12 protein-coding genes are annotated in these 14,651 nt (G+C 70.4%); 11 read left to right on the top strand and 1 reads right to left on the bottom strand.

Going from position 1 to position 14,651, the window contains the following annotated elements; all coding sequences use genetic code 11:
• The first annotated feature begins 69 nt into the window (after positions 1–69).
• The 3 genes from AB0436_RS28260 (at position 70) to AB0436_RS28250 (ending at position 3,399) form a co-directional block, all read left to right on the top strand.
• Positions 70–1,104, top strand: coding sequence for a trypsin-like peptidase domain-containing protein (locus tag AB0436_RS28260; protein WP_366470780.1), 1,035 nt, complete (start codon positions 70–72; stop codon positions 1,102–1,104).
• A gap of 106 nt (positions 1,105–1,210) precedes the next feature.
• Positions 1,211–1,942 carry a response regulator transcription factor gene (locus AB0436_RS28255; protein WP_366470779.1) on the top strand — a complete coding sequence of 244 codons (732 nt, stop codon included), beginning with the start codon at positions 1,211–1,213 and terminating at the stop codon, positions 1,940–1,942.
• A 56-nt stretch (positions 1,943–1,998) separates the two neighbouring features.
• The gene (locus tag AB0436_RS28250; protein ID WP_366470850.1) at positions 1,999–3,399 is read left to right on the top strand and encodes a HAMP domain-containing sensor histidine kinase; all 1,401 of its coding nucleotides are present in this window, start codon (positions 1,999–2,001) and stop codon (positions 3,397–3,399) included.
• A 53-nt stretch (positions 3,400–3,452) separates the two neighbouring features.
• Here the strand turns inward: AB0436_RS28250 and AB0436_RS28245 are convergent, their stop codons facing one another.
• Complete coding sequence (locus tag AB0436_RS28245; RefSeq protein WP_366470778.1) at positions 3,453–5,291, bottom strand: bifunctional metallophosphatase/5'-nucleotidase; 1,839 nt, start codon at positions 5,289–5,291, stop codon at positions 3,453–3,455.
• Positions 5,292–5,634: 343 nt separating this feature from the next.
• On the opposite strand from AB0436_RS28245, the gene mshD reads away from it, so the two are divergent.
• The 8 genes from mshD to pstS all read left to right on the top strand — a co-directional run bounded on the left by mshD (position 5,635) and on the right by pstS (position 14,611).
• Positions 5,635–6,576, top strand: coding sequence for a mycothiol synthase (mshD, locus tag AB0436_RS28240; protein WP_366470777.1), 942 nt, complete (start codon positions 5,635–5,637; stop codon positions 6,574–6,576).
• Positions 6,577–6,686: 110 nt separating this feature from the next.
• On the top strand, positions 6,687–7,094 hold the full coding sequence (locus tag AB0436_RS28235) for a GntR family transcriptional regulator (protein ID WP_366470776.1): 408 nt from the start codon (positions 6,687–6,689) through the stop codon (positions 7,092–7,094).
• The gene (locus AB0436_RS28230) at positions 7,091–7,981 is read left to right on the top strand and encodes an ABC transporter ATP-binding protein (RefSeq protein ID WP_366470775.1); all 891 of its coding nucleotides are present in this window, start codon (positions 7,091–7,093) and stop codon (positions 7,979–7,981) included. Before AB0436_RS28235 ends, AB0436_RS28230 begins: the two co-directional genes overlap by 4 nt.
• Positions 7,978–8,940 (top strand): ABC transporter permease, encoded by a 963-nt coding sequence (locus tag AB0436_RS28225; RefSeq protein ID WP_366470774.1) that lies wholly within the window; start codon positions 7,978–7,980, stop codon positions 8,938–8,940. Before AB0436_RS28230 ends, AB0436_RS28225 begins: the two co-directional genes overlap by 4 nt.
• The gene (locus AB0436_RS28220) at positions 8,937–9,893 is read left to right on the top strand and encodes a hypothetical protein (RefSeq protein ID WP_366470773.1); all 957 of its coding nucleotides are present in this window, start codon (positions 8,937–8,939) and stop codon (positions 9,891–9,893) included. The genes AB0436_RS28225 and AB0436_RS28220 overlap by 4 nt, the downstream gene beginning before the upstream one ends.
• 158 nt (positions 9,894–10,051) lie before the next feature.
• Positions 10,052–12,277: an RNA degradosome polyphosphate kinase gene (locus tag AB0436_RS28215; protein ID WP_366470772.1), complete on the top strand. Its 2,226-nt coding sequence runs from the start codon at positions 10,052–10,054 to the stop codon at positions 12,275–12,277.
• The gene (locus AB0436_RS28210; protein WP_366470771.1) at positions 12,264–13,292 is read left to right on the top strand and encodes a CHAD domain-containing protein; all 1,029 of its coding nucleotides are present in this window, start codon (positions 12,264–12,266) and stop codon (positions 13,290–13,292) included. The genes AB0436_RS28215 and AB0436_RS28210 overlap by 14 nt, the downstream gene beginning before the upstream one ends.
• A gap of 188 nt (positions 13,293–13,480) precedes the next feature.
• Positions 13,481–14,611 (top strand): phosphate ABC transporter substrate-binding protein PstS, encoded by a 1,131-nt coding sequence (gene pstS, locus AB0436_RS28205; RefSeq protein WP_366470770.1) that lies wholly within the window; start codon positions 13,481–13,483, stop codon positions 14,609–14,611.
• Positions 14,612–14,651 lie beyond the last annotated feature (40 nt).

Here is a 14,651-nt window from a genome sequence, read left to right as displayed (position 1 = left end):
TACAGGGTTCTGTCGGGCTTCTCAGCGGAGACTCAGGAAACTCTCATGGTCGGTGGACAGGCTGTGTACATGACCGAGAACCCGGAGTACCCCAACCCGCAGCACGAAGATGCGTACGCGGCCCGGTCCTACCCGCCGCCGCCCTCCCACGAGCCGTACGCGGCCTGGCCGCCGCCCGCTCCGACGGCAGTCCATGTCAAGCCCAAGCGCGCCAAGCGGCCGATCGCCCTGCTCGCCGCCGCGGCCATCGTCTCCGCGGTGGTGGGCGGCGGTTCGGCAGCGCTCACCGAGTCCTTCCTGGACAACGGCAGCAGCAACCCGGCGGGCACGGTCAGCGGCACCACCGTCTCCCAGTCGAGCAGGGGCACGGTCTCCGGCGTCGCCCAGGCCGTCTCGCCGAGCATCGTCGAGGTCAAGGCGACCTCCACGGCCGGTCAGTCCACCGGCGCGGGCGTGATCATCACGGCCGCCGGCGAGATCGTCACCAACAACCACGTCGTCTCCGGCGCGGACACCGTCAAGGTCGCCCTGAGCAACGGGAAGTCGTACACCGCCAAGGTCGTCGGCACCGACCCGGACAAGGACCTCGCCCTGCTCAAGGTGTCCGGCGCCGACAACCTCAAGCCGGCCTCGCTCGGCGACTCCGGCAAGGTCGCCGTCGGCGACCAGGTCGTGGCGATCGGCTCCCCCGAGGGCCTCACCGGCACGGTCACCAGTGGCATCATCTCCGCGCTGAACCGTGACGTCACGGTCGCCAAGGACGAGGGCCAGAACCAGCAGCAACAGCAGCAGGGCGGTGGCGGCTCGGAGAACTGGCCGTTCCAGTTCGGCGGCCAGCAGTTCAACGGTGACACCGGTGACTCCACCACCACCTACAAGGCACTGCAGACCGACGCCTCGCTCAACCCGGGCAACTCCGGTGGCGCGCTGATCAACATGAACGGCGAGGTCATCGGCATCAACTCGGCGATGTACTCGGCCGCCGCACAGAGCAGCGACAGCTCCAGCGCGGGCAGCGTCGGCCTCGGCTTCGCCATCCCGATCAACACGGTCAAGGCCGACCTCGCCAACCTCCGGGACGGCGGCAGCAGCACCAACAGCTAGGTCCTGTCCGGCCTTGCGAGGGGCGTGCCGCACGACGCCGCCGGACGGCCGTGCGAGGCTGAAAGGGCCCGCACCCGACATCCCGCGATCCGAGGACAGACAACCGATGAGCCCCGCCGAAGACGGCCGCGACCAGCAACGCATCCTGATCGTCGACGACGAGCCCGCCGTGCGTGAGGCCCTGCAGCGCAGCCTCGCCTTCGAGGGCTACGGAACGGAGGTCGCCGTCGACGGTCTCGACGCGCTGACCAAGGCGGGCCCGTACGATCCGGACCTCGTGGTCCTCGACATCCAGATGCCGAGGATGGACGGTCTGACCGCCGCCCGCCGGCTCCGCGCCTCGGGGTCCACGACCCCGATCCTGATGCTCACCGCCCGCGACACCGTCGGCGACCGCGTCACCGGACTCGACGCGGGCGCCGACGACTATCTGGTGAAGCCGTTCGAACTGGACGAGCTGTTCGCCCGGATCCGCGCGCTGCTGCGCCGCAGCTCGTACGCTGCGGCGGCCGGCGAGGTGCCGGACGACAACGTGCTGACCTTCGCCGATCTGCGGATGGATCTGTCGACCCGCGAAGTGATGCGCGGGGACCGGCGGGTGGAGCTCACCCGCACCGAGTTCACCCTGCTCGAGATGTTCCTGGCGCACCCGCGCCAGGTACTGACCCGGGAGCAGATCCTGAAGGCCGTCTGGGGCTTCGACTTCGAGCCGAGCTCCAACTCGCTGGACGTGTACGTCATGTACCTGCGCAGGAAGACCGAGGCCGCCGGCGAGCCGAGGCTGGTGCACACGGTTCGTGGCGTGGGGTACGCGCTGCGGACGGGGAGCGCCGAGTGAGACTTCCGGAGCCCGTGCGCTGGTTCCGGCGGCTGCCGCTCCGGTCCCGGCTCGCGATGCTGACCGCCGCGGCGGTGGCGTTCGCGGTTGCGGTGGTCTCGGTGATCTGCTGGTTCCTGGTGCAGGAGAAGCTGTACAACGAGGTCGACTCGAGGCTGGCGACCCTGATCAAGGTCCGCCCGTACTCGGTCACCGATGTCGCCGGTCTCCTCAGCGACTGCCCTCAGACGCCGGCGGTCCAGGGCACCATCCGCGGCCCCCAGAACTCGCCCTACTACTACCAACTCGTGCAGGCGAACGGCAGGTACTGCCTCAGCGGGGGCACCGCCGGCGCCATCAAGGTCGAAGCCGGCGACAAGGACATGGCCAAAGACCCGGACCCCAACGTCGGCAGATACCGCAACGGCACCGACTCCGACGGGAATCCCGTACGGGTGCTGACCACAGCGGTGCCCATCGAGGGGCCGGTCCCGGTCTATCCGGGGGTCGCTCGGATGGCGGCACTTCCGCTCCAGGACACCCGTAACACCCTCAACGAACTGGCGCTCCTGCTGCTCGGCGTCTCCGGAGTCGGCGTCATCGGCGCGGGTGCGGCCGGCCTCTGGATCGCCCGTGCCGGTCTGAAACCCGTCGACGAACTCACCCGGGCCGTCGAACACGTGGCGCGCACCGAGGACCTGACGGTCCGCATCCCGGTCGAGGGGGATGACGAGATCGCCCGGCTCTCCGAGTCCTTCAACTCCATGACCGCCGCCCTCGGCGAATCCCGCGACCGGCAGGCACAGCTCATCGCCGATGCCGGGCACGAGCTCCGGACGCCGCTCACCTCGCTCCGTACCAACATCGAGCTGCTCGCCCGCAGCGAGGAGACCGGACGGGCGATCCCGCCCGACGACCGCAGGGCGCTGATGACGTCGGTCAAGGCGCAGATGACCGAACTGGCCGCGCTGATCGGCGACCTCCAGGAACTCTCCCGGCCGGACGCAGCCCAGTCCGGCCCGGTCAAGGTCGTCGCGCTGCACGACATCGCGGAGTCCGCGCTGGAGCGGGCGAGACTGCGCGGCCCCGAGCTGACGATCAACGCCGAACTCGAACCGTGGTACGTACCGGCGGAGCCCGCCGCGCTGGAGCGGGCTATCGTGAACGTCCTCGACAACGCGGTGAAGTTCAGCCCGCCCGGCGGCTCCATCGATGTGGTCCTGCACCGGGGCGTGCTGACCGTACGGGACCACGGTCCGGGCATTCCGGCCGATGAACTGCCGTATGTCTTCGAGCGCTTCTGGCGTTCACCGTCGGCGCGTTCGCTGCCCGGCTCCGGGCTCGGCCTGTCGATCGTGGCCCGCACGGTGCAGCAGTCCGGCGGCGACATCGGACTGCGGCCCGCGCCGGGCGGCGGCACCGAGGCCACGATCCGGATCCCGGGCGTGCCGACACCGCCGCCGGCCGATACACCGTAGAAACGGCAGCACGAGGTGGGCGGGGCGCCACGGCGGCGCCCCGCCCCCGGCTGTCACTTCACGATGGTGATCCGGTCCGCGGCCGGCGGCGCGATCGGCGCGGACGCCGTCGAGTTCGCTGCCAGGTAGGCGTTGAACAGGTCCAGGTCGGACGCGCCGACCAGCTTGTTCGTCCCCTGGCCGAGCGCCGCGAAGCCGTCGCCGCCGCCCGCGAGGAACTCGTTCATCCCGACCCGGTAGGTCGCCGCCGGGTCGATGGCCTTCCCGTTGAGCTTGACGGTGTCGGTGACCACCCGGTCCGCACCGGTCTTCGTCATGTCGAGGGTGTAGGTCAGCCCCTTGGACACCTGGAGGATCTTCGGCGATGCCTCGTTGGCGCCGCTGACCTGCTGCTGGAGCGCGCTGATGAGCTGCGCCCCGGTCAGGTCGACGACGTTCATCATGTTGGTGAACGGCTGCACGGTGAACGCCTCGCCGTAGGTCACCACTCCGTCGCCCTCACTGCCGCTCGCCTTGTACACGAGGTCGGAGCGGATGCCGCCGGGGTTCATCAGCGCGAGTTGCGCGCCGCCCTTGTCGGCCGGGGCCAGCCCGGCGAGCTGTGCGTCGGCGATCAGGTCGCCGAGCGGCTCCTCCGGGGTCGTCGCGCCCCGGCCGTTGATGTCGGCCGAGATGTAGCCCTGCGGCTTGTCGGCGATCGGCGCGGCCAGCTTGTCCCAGCGGGAGATCAGGTCGCTGATGTCCTGCGCCTTGGGCTGGTCACGGCTGACGATGTGGTTCGCCGAGGTCACCGACTTCACCGAGGTGCGGACGATGTCCTTGGTCCTGCGGTCGTAGGTGAGCGTGGTGTCCGTGTAGAGCCGGCCGAAGGAGGCCGCCGAAGTGACCATCCGCGGTTTGCCGGACGGGTCCGGGATGGTGCACACGTACGCCTGGTGGGTGTGGCCGGTCACCAGCGCGTCCACCTTGGGCGTGATGCCCTTGGCGATGTCCACGATGGGACCCGAGATGCCGTCCCCGGCGCCCGGCGAGTCGCAGTCGTAGTTGTACGAGCTGCTGGCCGGCAGACCGCCCTCGTGGATCAGCGCGACGATCGACTTCACGCCCTGGCGGTCCAGTTCCTTGGCGTACTTGTTGATCGTCTCGATCTCGTCGTGGAACTTGAGCCCCTTGACGCCGTTGGCGGTGACGATGTCCGGCGTGCCCTCCAGGGTCACCCCGATGAAACCGATCTTGACGCCGTTCTTCTTCCAGACCGTGTACGGCTTGAGGATCGGCTTGCCGGTCTTCTCACTCGTCACGTTGGCGGCCAGGTACGGGAAGTCGGCGCCCGGGAACGTCCTGCCCTTCTCGTAGCAGCCGTCGGTCGGGTGGCACCCGCCGTTCTGCATCCGCGCCAGTTCCGTCGCGCCCTCGTCGAACTCGTGGTTGCCGACGGAGGTGACGTCGAGCTTGATGTCGTTCAGCGCCTCGATGGTCGGCTCGTCGTGGAAGAGCCCCGACAGCATCGGGCTGGCGCCGATCATGTCGCCGGCCGCGGCGGTGATCGAGTACGGGTGGCCCTTGCGGGCGGTCCGCAGCGAACTCGCCAGATACTCCGCGCCACCGGCGGGAATCGACTTCACCGTCCCGTCCGGCTGGGTCTCGGCCACCGTGCCCGATGAACCGGCCGGCGGCTCCAGGTTGCCGTGCAGATCGTTGAAGGACAGCATCTGCACGTCGACGGTGGGATCGTGCGTGGGCTTGTGCTGCCCGTGCCCGCCGTGCCCGTGCCCGTGCGCCCCGGCCGGCATCGCCGCGACGAGCGCCCCGGCGGTCGCAAGCCCGGCAGCGGCGGCGAGGAGGCGCCGCGTCGCACGGCTGCCTCGGCTTCTGTGAGGTGTCGCTGACATTCGTCCCCTTGTGAGGTCTGTGTGAACGGTGAGGGGTGCGAGCGGCAGCCTAAGGTCAACGCGCGTAGCGCGACAGGGGGGTGGCGGTTACGAGGCGGTTTCCGTTGGGGGCGAGCCGTCACCCGCTCGGTGGATCGGGAGAGGGGTCGAATACGCCCTTCGCGGATCCAACCGCCCCTGGCCGTCAGCACCTACGCCGGGCTGCCGGAGCATGTACGCGAGTTGCTGCCCAGCGCCGACGATCTCACCCGCATCGCGAACCAGGTGCTTCGTTCCGCCCCCGGCGCCGAATGACCCCCGTGACAGCCCTGGTCCCGGCGCCCGCCGCCGTACGCTCGTCCCCATGACGAACGCGCCCGCAGGCCCCACCCCCGGCCGACAGATGCAGACCCTGGACACCCTCACCGACGACCAGCAACAGGCCGTGCTCGCGCTGCTCGCCGAGGCGGCGCGCACTGACGGGCAGCAGGCCGTCTCCGAACAGGGCAGGCTCCAGTTGCGCGGTGAGAAGCGGGACGGAGTGCAGCATTTTCTTGTCGGCGTCGACGACACGCTCACCGGGTACGCCCAGTTGGAGGCCACCGACCCGGTCGAAGCACCCGCCGCCGAACTGGTCGTGCACCCGTCGTACCGCGGGCAGGGCCACGGCCGCGCCCTGGGGTCCGTGCTGCTCGCCGCCTCCGGGAGCAGGCTGCGGGTGTGGGCGCACGGTGGCCACTCCGCGGCCCGGCACCTGGCCCAGGTGCTCGGCCTCACGCGGTTCCGTGAACTGCGCCAGCTACGGCGCCCGTTGGTGCCGCTCGACATCCCCGAGCCGGTCTACCCGGACGGCGTGACCGTGCGCACCTTCGTGCCCGGCGAGGACGACGCCGCCTGGCTCGCGGTGAACTCCGCCGCCTTCGCGCACCACCCCGAGCAGGGCCAGATGACCCAGCGCGACCTGGACGACCGCAAGGCCGAGCCCTGGTTCGACCCGAAGGGGTTCTTCCTCGCCGTCCGCGCCTCGGACGAAGGCCCCGGCGGCGAGATCATCGGTTTCCACTGGACGAAGGTGCACGCCGAGGAGCAGCTGGGCGAGGTGTACGTGGTCGGCATCCACCCCGACGCGCAGGGCGGCGGCCTGGGCAAGGCGCTGACCGCGACCGGGCTGCGCCACCTCGCCGCGCAGGGACTGCCGACGGCGATGCTGTACGTCGACGAGGACAACACGGCGGCCGTCACGGTGTACGAGCGGTTGGGCTTCACCACGTACGAGGTGGACCTGATGTACCGGACGGAGTCCTGACCCGCCTCCTTCCCGGACGGGTCGCAGGGGGCGGTGTCGACCAGGAGTTGACACCGCCCCTTTATTTGCAGCACTCTTCCACTACTTAATTAGTGAAAGGGGGTGGGCGAGTGATCGAGTTCCGGATCGACCGGCGCAGCGGCGTCTCGACGTACCTCCAGATCGTCCAGCAGACGAAACAGGCGCTGCGTCTGGGCCTGCTGCAGCCCGGCGACCAGTTGCCCACCGCACGCGCGGTCGTGGAAGCCACCGCCATCAACCCCAACACCGTCCTCAAGGCCTACCGCGAGCTGGAACGCGAGGGCCTCGTCGAGGCCAGGCGCGGGATGGGCACCTTCATCCGGAAGTCGCTCGGGCGGACCCCGCCCGCCGACTCCGCGCTGCGCGCCGAGCTCACCGAGTGGGCCGGCCGCGCCCGCACCGCCGGACTGGACAAGGACGACGCGGCGGCGCTCTGCGCTTCCGTACTCGACGACTGCTTCGCGCATCAGAGCTCCCAGGGGGAAGCGAACGTATGACTGACACCGCCATGGAGGCCGCCGGCCTCGGCAAGACGTACCGGCGGCGCGGCTGGGCGCTGCGGGACTGTTCCTTCCGTTTGCCCTCCGGCCGTATCTGCGCCCTCGTCGGCCCCAACGGCGCCGGCAAGTCCACGCTGCTGGCCCATGCGGCGGGGCTGCTGCGGCCGACCGAGGGCACGATGCGGGTGCTCGGTGGCGCGCCCGCCGATGCCAGGGAGCGGATCGCGTACGTCGCGCAGGACAAGCCGCTGATCGGGCAGTTGACGGTCGCCGAAACCCTGCGGATGGGCTACGAGCTGAACCCGGCCCGCTGGGACCCGGCCACCGCCGAACGGATCGTGACGGACGGCGCACTGGACCCGAAGGCCAGGGTCCGTACCCTCTCCGGCGGACAGCGCACCCGCGTGGCTCTCGCCCTGGCCCTGGGCAAGCGGCCCGACCTGATGCTGCTCGACGAGCCGATGGCCGACCTGGACCCGTTGGCCCGTCACGAACTCATGGGCATGCTGATGTCCACCGCGCTCCAGCACGGCACCACGATCGTGATGTCCTCGCACGTGCTGGCCGAACTGGAGGGCGCCTGCGACTACTTGCTGCTCGTCGACGGCGGCCGGGTGCGGCTCGGCGGTGAGACCGAAGAACTGCTGGCCGTGCACGCGCTGCTGACCGGGCCGGTGGCCGACCTCGACCCGCACACGGTCGTCGAATCCCGGACCACAGGTCGCCGGATGACCGCTCTGGTACGGCGGGACGGCCCCATCTCGGGTGACTGGCAGGCCGTGGAACCCTCCCTCGAGGAGCTGCTGCTCGCGCATCTGCGCTCCCCCGACGCGCCAGCGCTGCTCACCCCCAGCTCCGGAAACCGCTCGGGGATGACGGCATGAGCGCGCCAGGTACGGCCACCGCAGCCAGGCCCACGCCGGGCACGAACGCCCCGGGCCGCGACCGGTCGCTCCTCCACGGGTCCGCCTGGGTCGTGATCCGCGGGCACCGGACAGCGTTCCGGTGGGCGGGGGCACTCTTCACGGTCTGCGCCGCCCTGCTGATCGTGGCGCGGCTGTGGGCGCCGGTCTCGACCGGTCCCGGCCTGCTGGAAGGGGCCACCTACAGCAATGTGATGACCGCAGGGAGCGATCTGGTCCGCCTGCTGCCGATCGCCGTCGGTGCGTTCGTCGCGGGCCCCTTGGTCGCTCGGGAGCTGGACTCCGGCACCTATCAACTGCTGTGGACGCAGTCGGTCGCCCCCCTGCGCTGGTTCGCGGTCAAGCTCGCCGTACCCACCGCCGCAGCCGTCGCGGCAGCGGGCGTGCTGGTGAGCGTCTGCCGCTGGTCGTGGACGGACCGCCCCCGTGGGAACTGGGAGAACGGCCTGCACTGGTTCGATTACTACGGCGTGATCGGCCCGGTCGGCGTCGCCGCCGTGCTGCCGGCCGTCGCCATCGGTGCACTGGCGGGTCTCCTCGTGCAACGCACCCTGGCCGCCATGGTGGCCTGCGTGGCCGCCCTCGGCGTCGTGGACGGGGTGCTCGGGGCCCTGCGCGGCCATCTGTGGCCCGCCAGGACCGTGATCGGCTCCCTCAAGGACGGCTACCGGGGCGCAGGCAGCGGTTGGCCGCTGGCCGACGGCGCCATCACCTCCGGTGGTGCACACGTGACCGACCCGATCTGCGTGGACGACCAGCAGTGCTGGGCCGACCATCATCTCGCCGGTTTCTACAACACCTACCAGCCCGCCTCCCACTTCTGGCCCCTCCAGCTCGTCGAGACCGGCATCCTGCTGGCCCTCGCCATCATCGTGGCAGCGGTCGCCTTCCGCGTGCTCCGGAAGAAGGTGTCCGCATGAGCGCTTCTGCCCTGCCCGCAGCCGCCCCCCATGGCAGCCGGCTGAGCCCCACCGGACTGGTCTGGACGGTGCTGCGGATACATCGACCCGCACGGTGGGTCTGGATCGGCTATGTCGCCGTCACCGCGCTGCTGCTCCTGTGGATGGTGGGCCCCGGAACGACGGCCGCCACCGACGAGATCGCCCGCTGCGCAGCGCATTCCTGCGCACGTCACTCCGCGGTGTGGCGTTACAAGTACGCGCTGATGGCCGTGAACACGCTGATCCGCGCCGCGGCCTACGTCGTCCCCGCTTTCGCCGGGGCGGCGCTGGTCGGCCGTGAGCTGGAGAACCGCACCAGCGTCCTGGCGTGGACCCAGTCGGTCACCCCCGTGCGCTGGCTCGCCACCAAGCTGGCCCTGCCCGCCCTGTTCGTCATCGCGGGCACCGGCGTGCTGGCCGCGCTGTACCGCTTCGCGATGTCGCGGCAGTTCGGCATCGGCGATTGGAGCCCGTATGACGGCAGCGTGTACCTCAACTCCGGTCCGCTCGCCGTCGGGTATCCGCTGCTCGGTCTCGCCCTCGGCGCTCTCGCGGGACTGGTCCTGAGCCGCGCGGTAGCCGCGCTCGTCGCCGGCACCGCTGCCACCGCGGCCCTGGTCTGGGCGATCGGCCACTGGCGCCATCTTCTCCTGCCGTCGGAGACCATCACGTCGAAGGCCTTCACCGGCGTCCCGCCCGGTGACAGCATCCGGACTTACTGGATCGGCCCCTCAGGCGCCCGGCTGCATGAGGCACCGATGCGCTGCGTACAGCAGACGTGCACCCCGGACCCCAGCGGGCACTACGTCTACGAGTACCAACCGCTCTCCCACTACTGGCCCCTCCAGCTCGTGGAGACCGGTATCGTCCTGGCACTCATTGCTATCACCGTGACCGTCGCCTTCCGGCTGCTGCGCCGCCGCCACGCCTGACCGGCTCCGGGCTGTGGGGCGGGCGCGCCGGGACCGGTCCCCGCCCGGCAGCCCGGACGTCATGTGCCCGTTACCCGTCATTCAGACACGCTTGCGACCCTCGCGGAATGCAAGCCGCCACCGCGCCCTCCGGTCCTCCCGCGCGGAACAATGGGCACATGAGCCAGCAGCCCAGTGCAGAGGTCCCGCTCCAGCCGCTCCAGCCATCCGTCGGTTCGATCACCGCGCACCGTCCGCACACCGTCGCGGCGGCCGTGCCCGACCTGGATTCGGGCATCGACGCCGACGCCGACGTGTACGAAGAGGAGGCGGACGGAGCCGAGCTGCCGTCGGGCCGCTTCCTCGACCGGGAACAGAGCTGGCTCGCCTTCAACGAGCGGGTCCTGGAACTCGCCGAGGACCCCACGACCCCGCTGCTGGAGCGTGCCAACTTCCTCGCCATCTTCGCGAGCAATCTGGACGAGTTCTTCATGGTCCGGGTCGCGGGACTCAAGCGCCGCATCGCCACCGGCGTCGCCACCCGGTCCGCGTCCGGGCTGCTCCCCCGCGAGGTGCTGGAACAGATCTGGACCAGGTCGCGGGAGCTGATGGCCCGGCACGCCGCCTGTTTCCAGCAGGACGTCTCGCCCGCACTCGCCGACGAAGGCATACACCTGATCCGCTGGCCCGACCTCACCGAGAAGGAACAGGCCAGGCTCTTCACCTTCTTCCGGCAGCGGATCTTCCCCGTGCTGACCCCGCTGGCCGTCGACCCGGCGCACCCCTTCCCGTACATCTCCGGGCTCTCGCTCAACCTGGCCGTGGTGGTGCGCAACCCGGTCAGCGGCCACCGGCACTTCGCCCGGGTCAAGGTGCCGCCGCTGCTCACCCGCTTCCTGGAGGCGTCGCCGGAGCGCTACGTCCCGGTCGAGGACGTCATCGCGGCACATCTGGAGGAGCTCTTCCCCGGCATGGAAGTGCTGGCGCACCACATGTTCCGGGTCACCAGGAACGAGGACCTGGAGGTCGAGGAGGACGACGCCGAGAACCTGCTCAAGGCCCTGGAGAAGGAGCTGATGCGGCGCAGGTTCGGCCCGCCGGTCCGCCTGGAGGTCGAGGAGTCCATCGACCCGTACATCCTGGACCTGCTGGTCAGAGAGTTGAAGGTGTCCGACGCTGAGGTCTATCCGCTGCCGGGGCCGCTCGACCTCACCGGCCTCTTCGGCATCTCGTCACTGGACCGGCTCGAGCTGAAGTACCCGAACTTCATCGCGGGCACCCACCGCGACCTGTCCGAGGTCGAGTCCGCGTCGGCGCCCGACATCTTCGCGGCGCTGCGCGAGCGGGACGTCCTGCTGCACCACCCCTACGACTCGTTCTCCACCTCCGTGCAGGCGTTCCTGGAGCAGGCGGCCGGCGACCCGGACGTCCTGGCCATCAAGCAGACGCTGTACCGGACTTCCGGCGACTCGCCGATCGTGGACGCGCTGATCGACGCCGCCGAGTCCGGCAAGCAGGTCCTCGTGCTGGTCGAGATCAAGGCCCGCTTCGACGAGCAGGCCAACATCAAATGGGCGCGGAAACTCGAGGAGGCCGGCTGCCATGTGGTGTACGGGCTGGTCGGGCTGAAGACCCACTGCAAGCTGTCCCTGGTGGTCCGCCAGGAGGGCGACACGCTGCGCCGCTACTCCCACGTGGGTACCGGCAACTACCACCCGAAGACCGCCCGCATGTACGAGGACCTCGGGCTGCTCACCACCGACCCGCAGGTCGGCGCCGACCTCTCGGACCTCTTCAACCGGCTGTCCGGTTATTCGCGGCGGGAGACCTACCGGCGGCTGCTCGTCGCCCCCAAGTCGCTGCGCGACGGGCTGATCGCCCGGATCGACAAAGAGGTCGTCCACCACCGCGCGGGCCGTCCCTCATACGTCCGCATCAAGGTCAACTCGATGGTCGACGAGGCCACCATCGACGCCTGCTACCGGGCCGCGCAGGCCGGGGTGCCCGTCGACATCTGGGTGCGCGGCATCTGCGCGATACGCCCCGGCGTCACCGGGCTGTCCGAGAACATCCGGGTCCGCTCGATACTCGGCCGCTTCCTCGAACATTCCCGGCTGTTCGCCTTCGGCAACGGCGGTGAGCCGGAAGTGTGGTTCGGCAGCGCCGACATGATGCACCGTAACCTCGACCGCCGTATCGAGGCCCTGGTCCGGGTGACCGACCCGGCCCACCGCGCGGCCCTCAGCCGACTGTTGGAAACCGGCATGTCCGACACCACGTCGTCCTGGCACCTGGGCCCCGACGGCAACTGGACCCGCCACTCGACCGACACCGAGGGACAGCCGCTGCGACATGTCCAGGAGATGCTGATAGACGCCCGGAGGCGCCGCCGTGCGACCCCCTGACCCGACCGGGACGGCGGACGCGCTGCTGTCCCGTTACCTGCACGACCGGGCTGCGGAGTTCCTGCGCAGCCTGCGCGCCCACTCGGCGGGTGACGAGGAGTCGGCCGACGCCCTGCGCCGCTCGTCCCGCCGGATCAGCGGCACCCTGCACACCTTCCGGGCGCTGCTGGACCCCGGCTGGGCCGATCAGCTGCGCGCCGAACTGGCCTGGCTCTCCGGCACGCTGGCCCGCGAACACGCGTACGCGTCCCGGCTCGACCGGCTGCTCGACGCGCTGGCCAGGCTCTCCGACGGTGCACCGACGCTGCCGGCGGCCAGGACGGACGCGGCGGGACCGGCCGCGCCCACGGCGACTGCGACTGCGACGCCCGGGGCCACTGCGGAGGCGGCCCGACCCGCGCCGGCTGTGGGCGCGGCCCGGGCCGGTGCGCTGCTCGAGCGGCAGCTGACGCTGGCCAGGACCCGGGCCCACTCGGCGTCGCTGCAGGCACTGGGCTCCGCGCGGTTCCACGCAGTGGCGGACGCGGTGGCGTTACTGGCCTCGGAGGTCCCGCTCGCCCCGGCGGCAGCCGGGCATGCCGGTGCGGCGCTGCTGCCGGCGGTCGAATCGGCCGACCGCCGGCTCGCCGATGCGGTCGGCGCGCTGCCGCTGCACCGGGCCGCGCACCCGTACAACGCGGCGGGCCTCAGCGACTCCCTGGACGCCCCCTGGCACCGCGTCCGGCTGCTGCTGCGGCTGCACCGGTACGCCCAGGAGGTGCTCCGCACCGACACCGACACCGCCACCCGGCCGGTGCTCGACCTGAAGCTGTTCGGCGCCGGACAGGCACTCGACCACCACCGGGAGGCGGCCGAAGCAGCCGCCGCCGCGGCGGCAGCGGCCCGTACACCCCGGATCGCGCCGGCGACGGCGTACGCGCTGGGGGTGCTGCACGCCGACCAGCGCCACGAAGTGGAAGCGGCCAGATACGCCTTCCAGCAGAACTGGCAACGCACGGCGGTGGCCACGCCATGACGGAAACGGCGGCACGCGGTCGTCCGCCGAGGTTCACTCCCCGTTCACTCGCACCCTTCGGCCACTTCACCTGATCTGCCTAATTTCGGCAGTGCACGGTGCAAGGCGACCCGCCGCACCGGACATCTCATCGCACGCCGCCGTACAAGGAAAAGAAACCCCGGCGGCTTCTGGAAGGAACACCCGAAGTGAAGCTTCAGCGCAAGAACCGGCTTCGCGCCGCCGCGCTCGGCGCCCTCGCCGTCTCCGGCGCCCTGGTCCTCACGGCGTGCGGTTCGGACGACAACAGCGGCTCCACCGGCGGCACCGGCAGCAAGACCAGCGCCGCGTCGAACATCAAGTGCGACGGCAAGGGTCAGCTGCTCGCTTCGGGGTCGAGCGCCCAGAAGAACGCCATGGACCTGTGGGTGAAGAACTACACCGCGGCCTGCAAGGACGTGCAGATCAACTACAAGCCCAACGGTTCGGGCGCGGGCATCCAGGAGCTCCTGCAGGGCAAGACGACCTTCGCCGGCTCCGACTCGGCGCTCAAGCCGGAGGAGGTCGTGGCCTCCAAGAAGGTCTTCAAGGGCGGCCAGGCCATCGACCTGCCGATGGTCGGCGGGCCCATCGCCGTCGGGTACAACGTGCCGGGCGTGTCCAACCTGGTCCTCGACGCCGACACCCTCGGCAAGATCTTCGACAGCAAGATCACCAACTGGAACGACCCGGCGATCGCCGCGCTCAACAAGGGCGCCAAGCTGCCGGACCTGAAGATCCAGGCGTTCCACCGCTCCGACGACTCGGGCACCACCGACAACTTCACCAAGTACCTCAAGGCCGCCGCGCCCAGCACCTGGCCGTACGCGTCCGGGAAGAAGTGGGAAGCCAAGGGCGGCCAGTCCGCCGACGGGTCCTCCGGCGTCTCCTCGCAGGTCAAGCAGACCTCCGGCTCGATCTCCTACTTCGAGCTGTCCTACGCGACCGCCAGCAGCATCAACACCGTCAAGCTGGACACCGGCGCCTCCGCACCGGTCGAGGCCACCGCCGACAACGCGTCGAAGGCCATCGCCGAGGCGAAGATCGTCGGCACCGGCAGCGACCTCGCCCTCCAGCTCGCCTACAACACCAAGGCCGAGGGCGCCTACCCGCTCGCCCTGGTGACGTACGAGATCGTCGGCACCAAGGGCAACAAGGCCGACACCCTCGCCGCCCTGAAGTCGTACCTGTCGTACATCTCCAGCAGCGACGCCCAGACGGCGCTGAAGCAGCTCGGCTACGCCCCGCTGCCCAGCGAGATCGCCGCCAAGGTGCAGAGCACCGTCAAGACCCTCTCCTGACTCGAGTGCGGCCGGCCCACCGCCCGACGGCAGGGGCCGG

The sequence above is a fragment of the Streptomyces sp. NPDC051322 genome (assembly GCF_040689485.1).
Classification (GTDB): domain Bacteria; phylum Actinomycetota; class Actinomycetes; order Streptomycetales; family Streptomycetaceae; genus Streptomyces.
Note: the sequence above shows the minus strand (reverse complement) of the source record. Positions and strands in the feature narration are given on the sequence as shown.

Coding starts and splice junctions, on each gene's coding strand:
- AB0436_RS28245 (WP_366470778.1), bottom strand. CDS start 5,291: ATGTCAGCGACACCTCACAGAAGCCGAGGCAGCCGTGCGACGCGGCGC.
- AB0436_RS28215 (WP_366470772.1), top strand. CDS start 10,052: ATGAGCCAGCAGCCCAGTGCAGAGGTCCCGCTCCAGCCGCTCCAGCCA.
- mshD (WP_366470777.1), top strand. CDS start 5,635: ATGACGAACGCGCCCGCAGGCCCCACCCCCGGCCGACAGATGCAGACC.
- AB0436_RS28220 (WP_366470773.1), top strand. CDS start 8,937: ATGAGCGCTTCTGCCCTGCCCGCAGCCGCCCCCCATGGCAGCCGGCTG.
- AB0436_RS28230 (WP_366470775.1), top strand. CDS start 7,091: ATGACTGACACCGCCATGGAGGCCGCCGGCCTCGGCAAGACGTACCGG.
- AB0436_RS28225 (WP_366470774.1), top strand. CDS start 7,978: ATGAGCGCGCCAGGTACGGCCACCGCAGCCAGGCCCACGCCGGGCACG.
- AB0436_RS28250 (WP_366470850.1), top strand. CDS start 1,999: ATGCTGACCGCCGCGGCGGTGGCGTTCGCGGTTGCGGTGGTCTCGGTG.
- AB0436_RS28260 (WP_366470780.1), top strand. CDS start 70: ATGACCGAGAACCCGGAGTACCCCAACCCGCAGCACGAAGATGCGTAC.
- AB0436_RS28255 (WP_366470779.1), top strand. CDS start 1,211: ATGAGCCCCGCCGAAGACGGCCGCGACCAGCAACGCATCCTGATCGTC.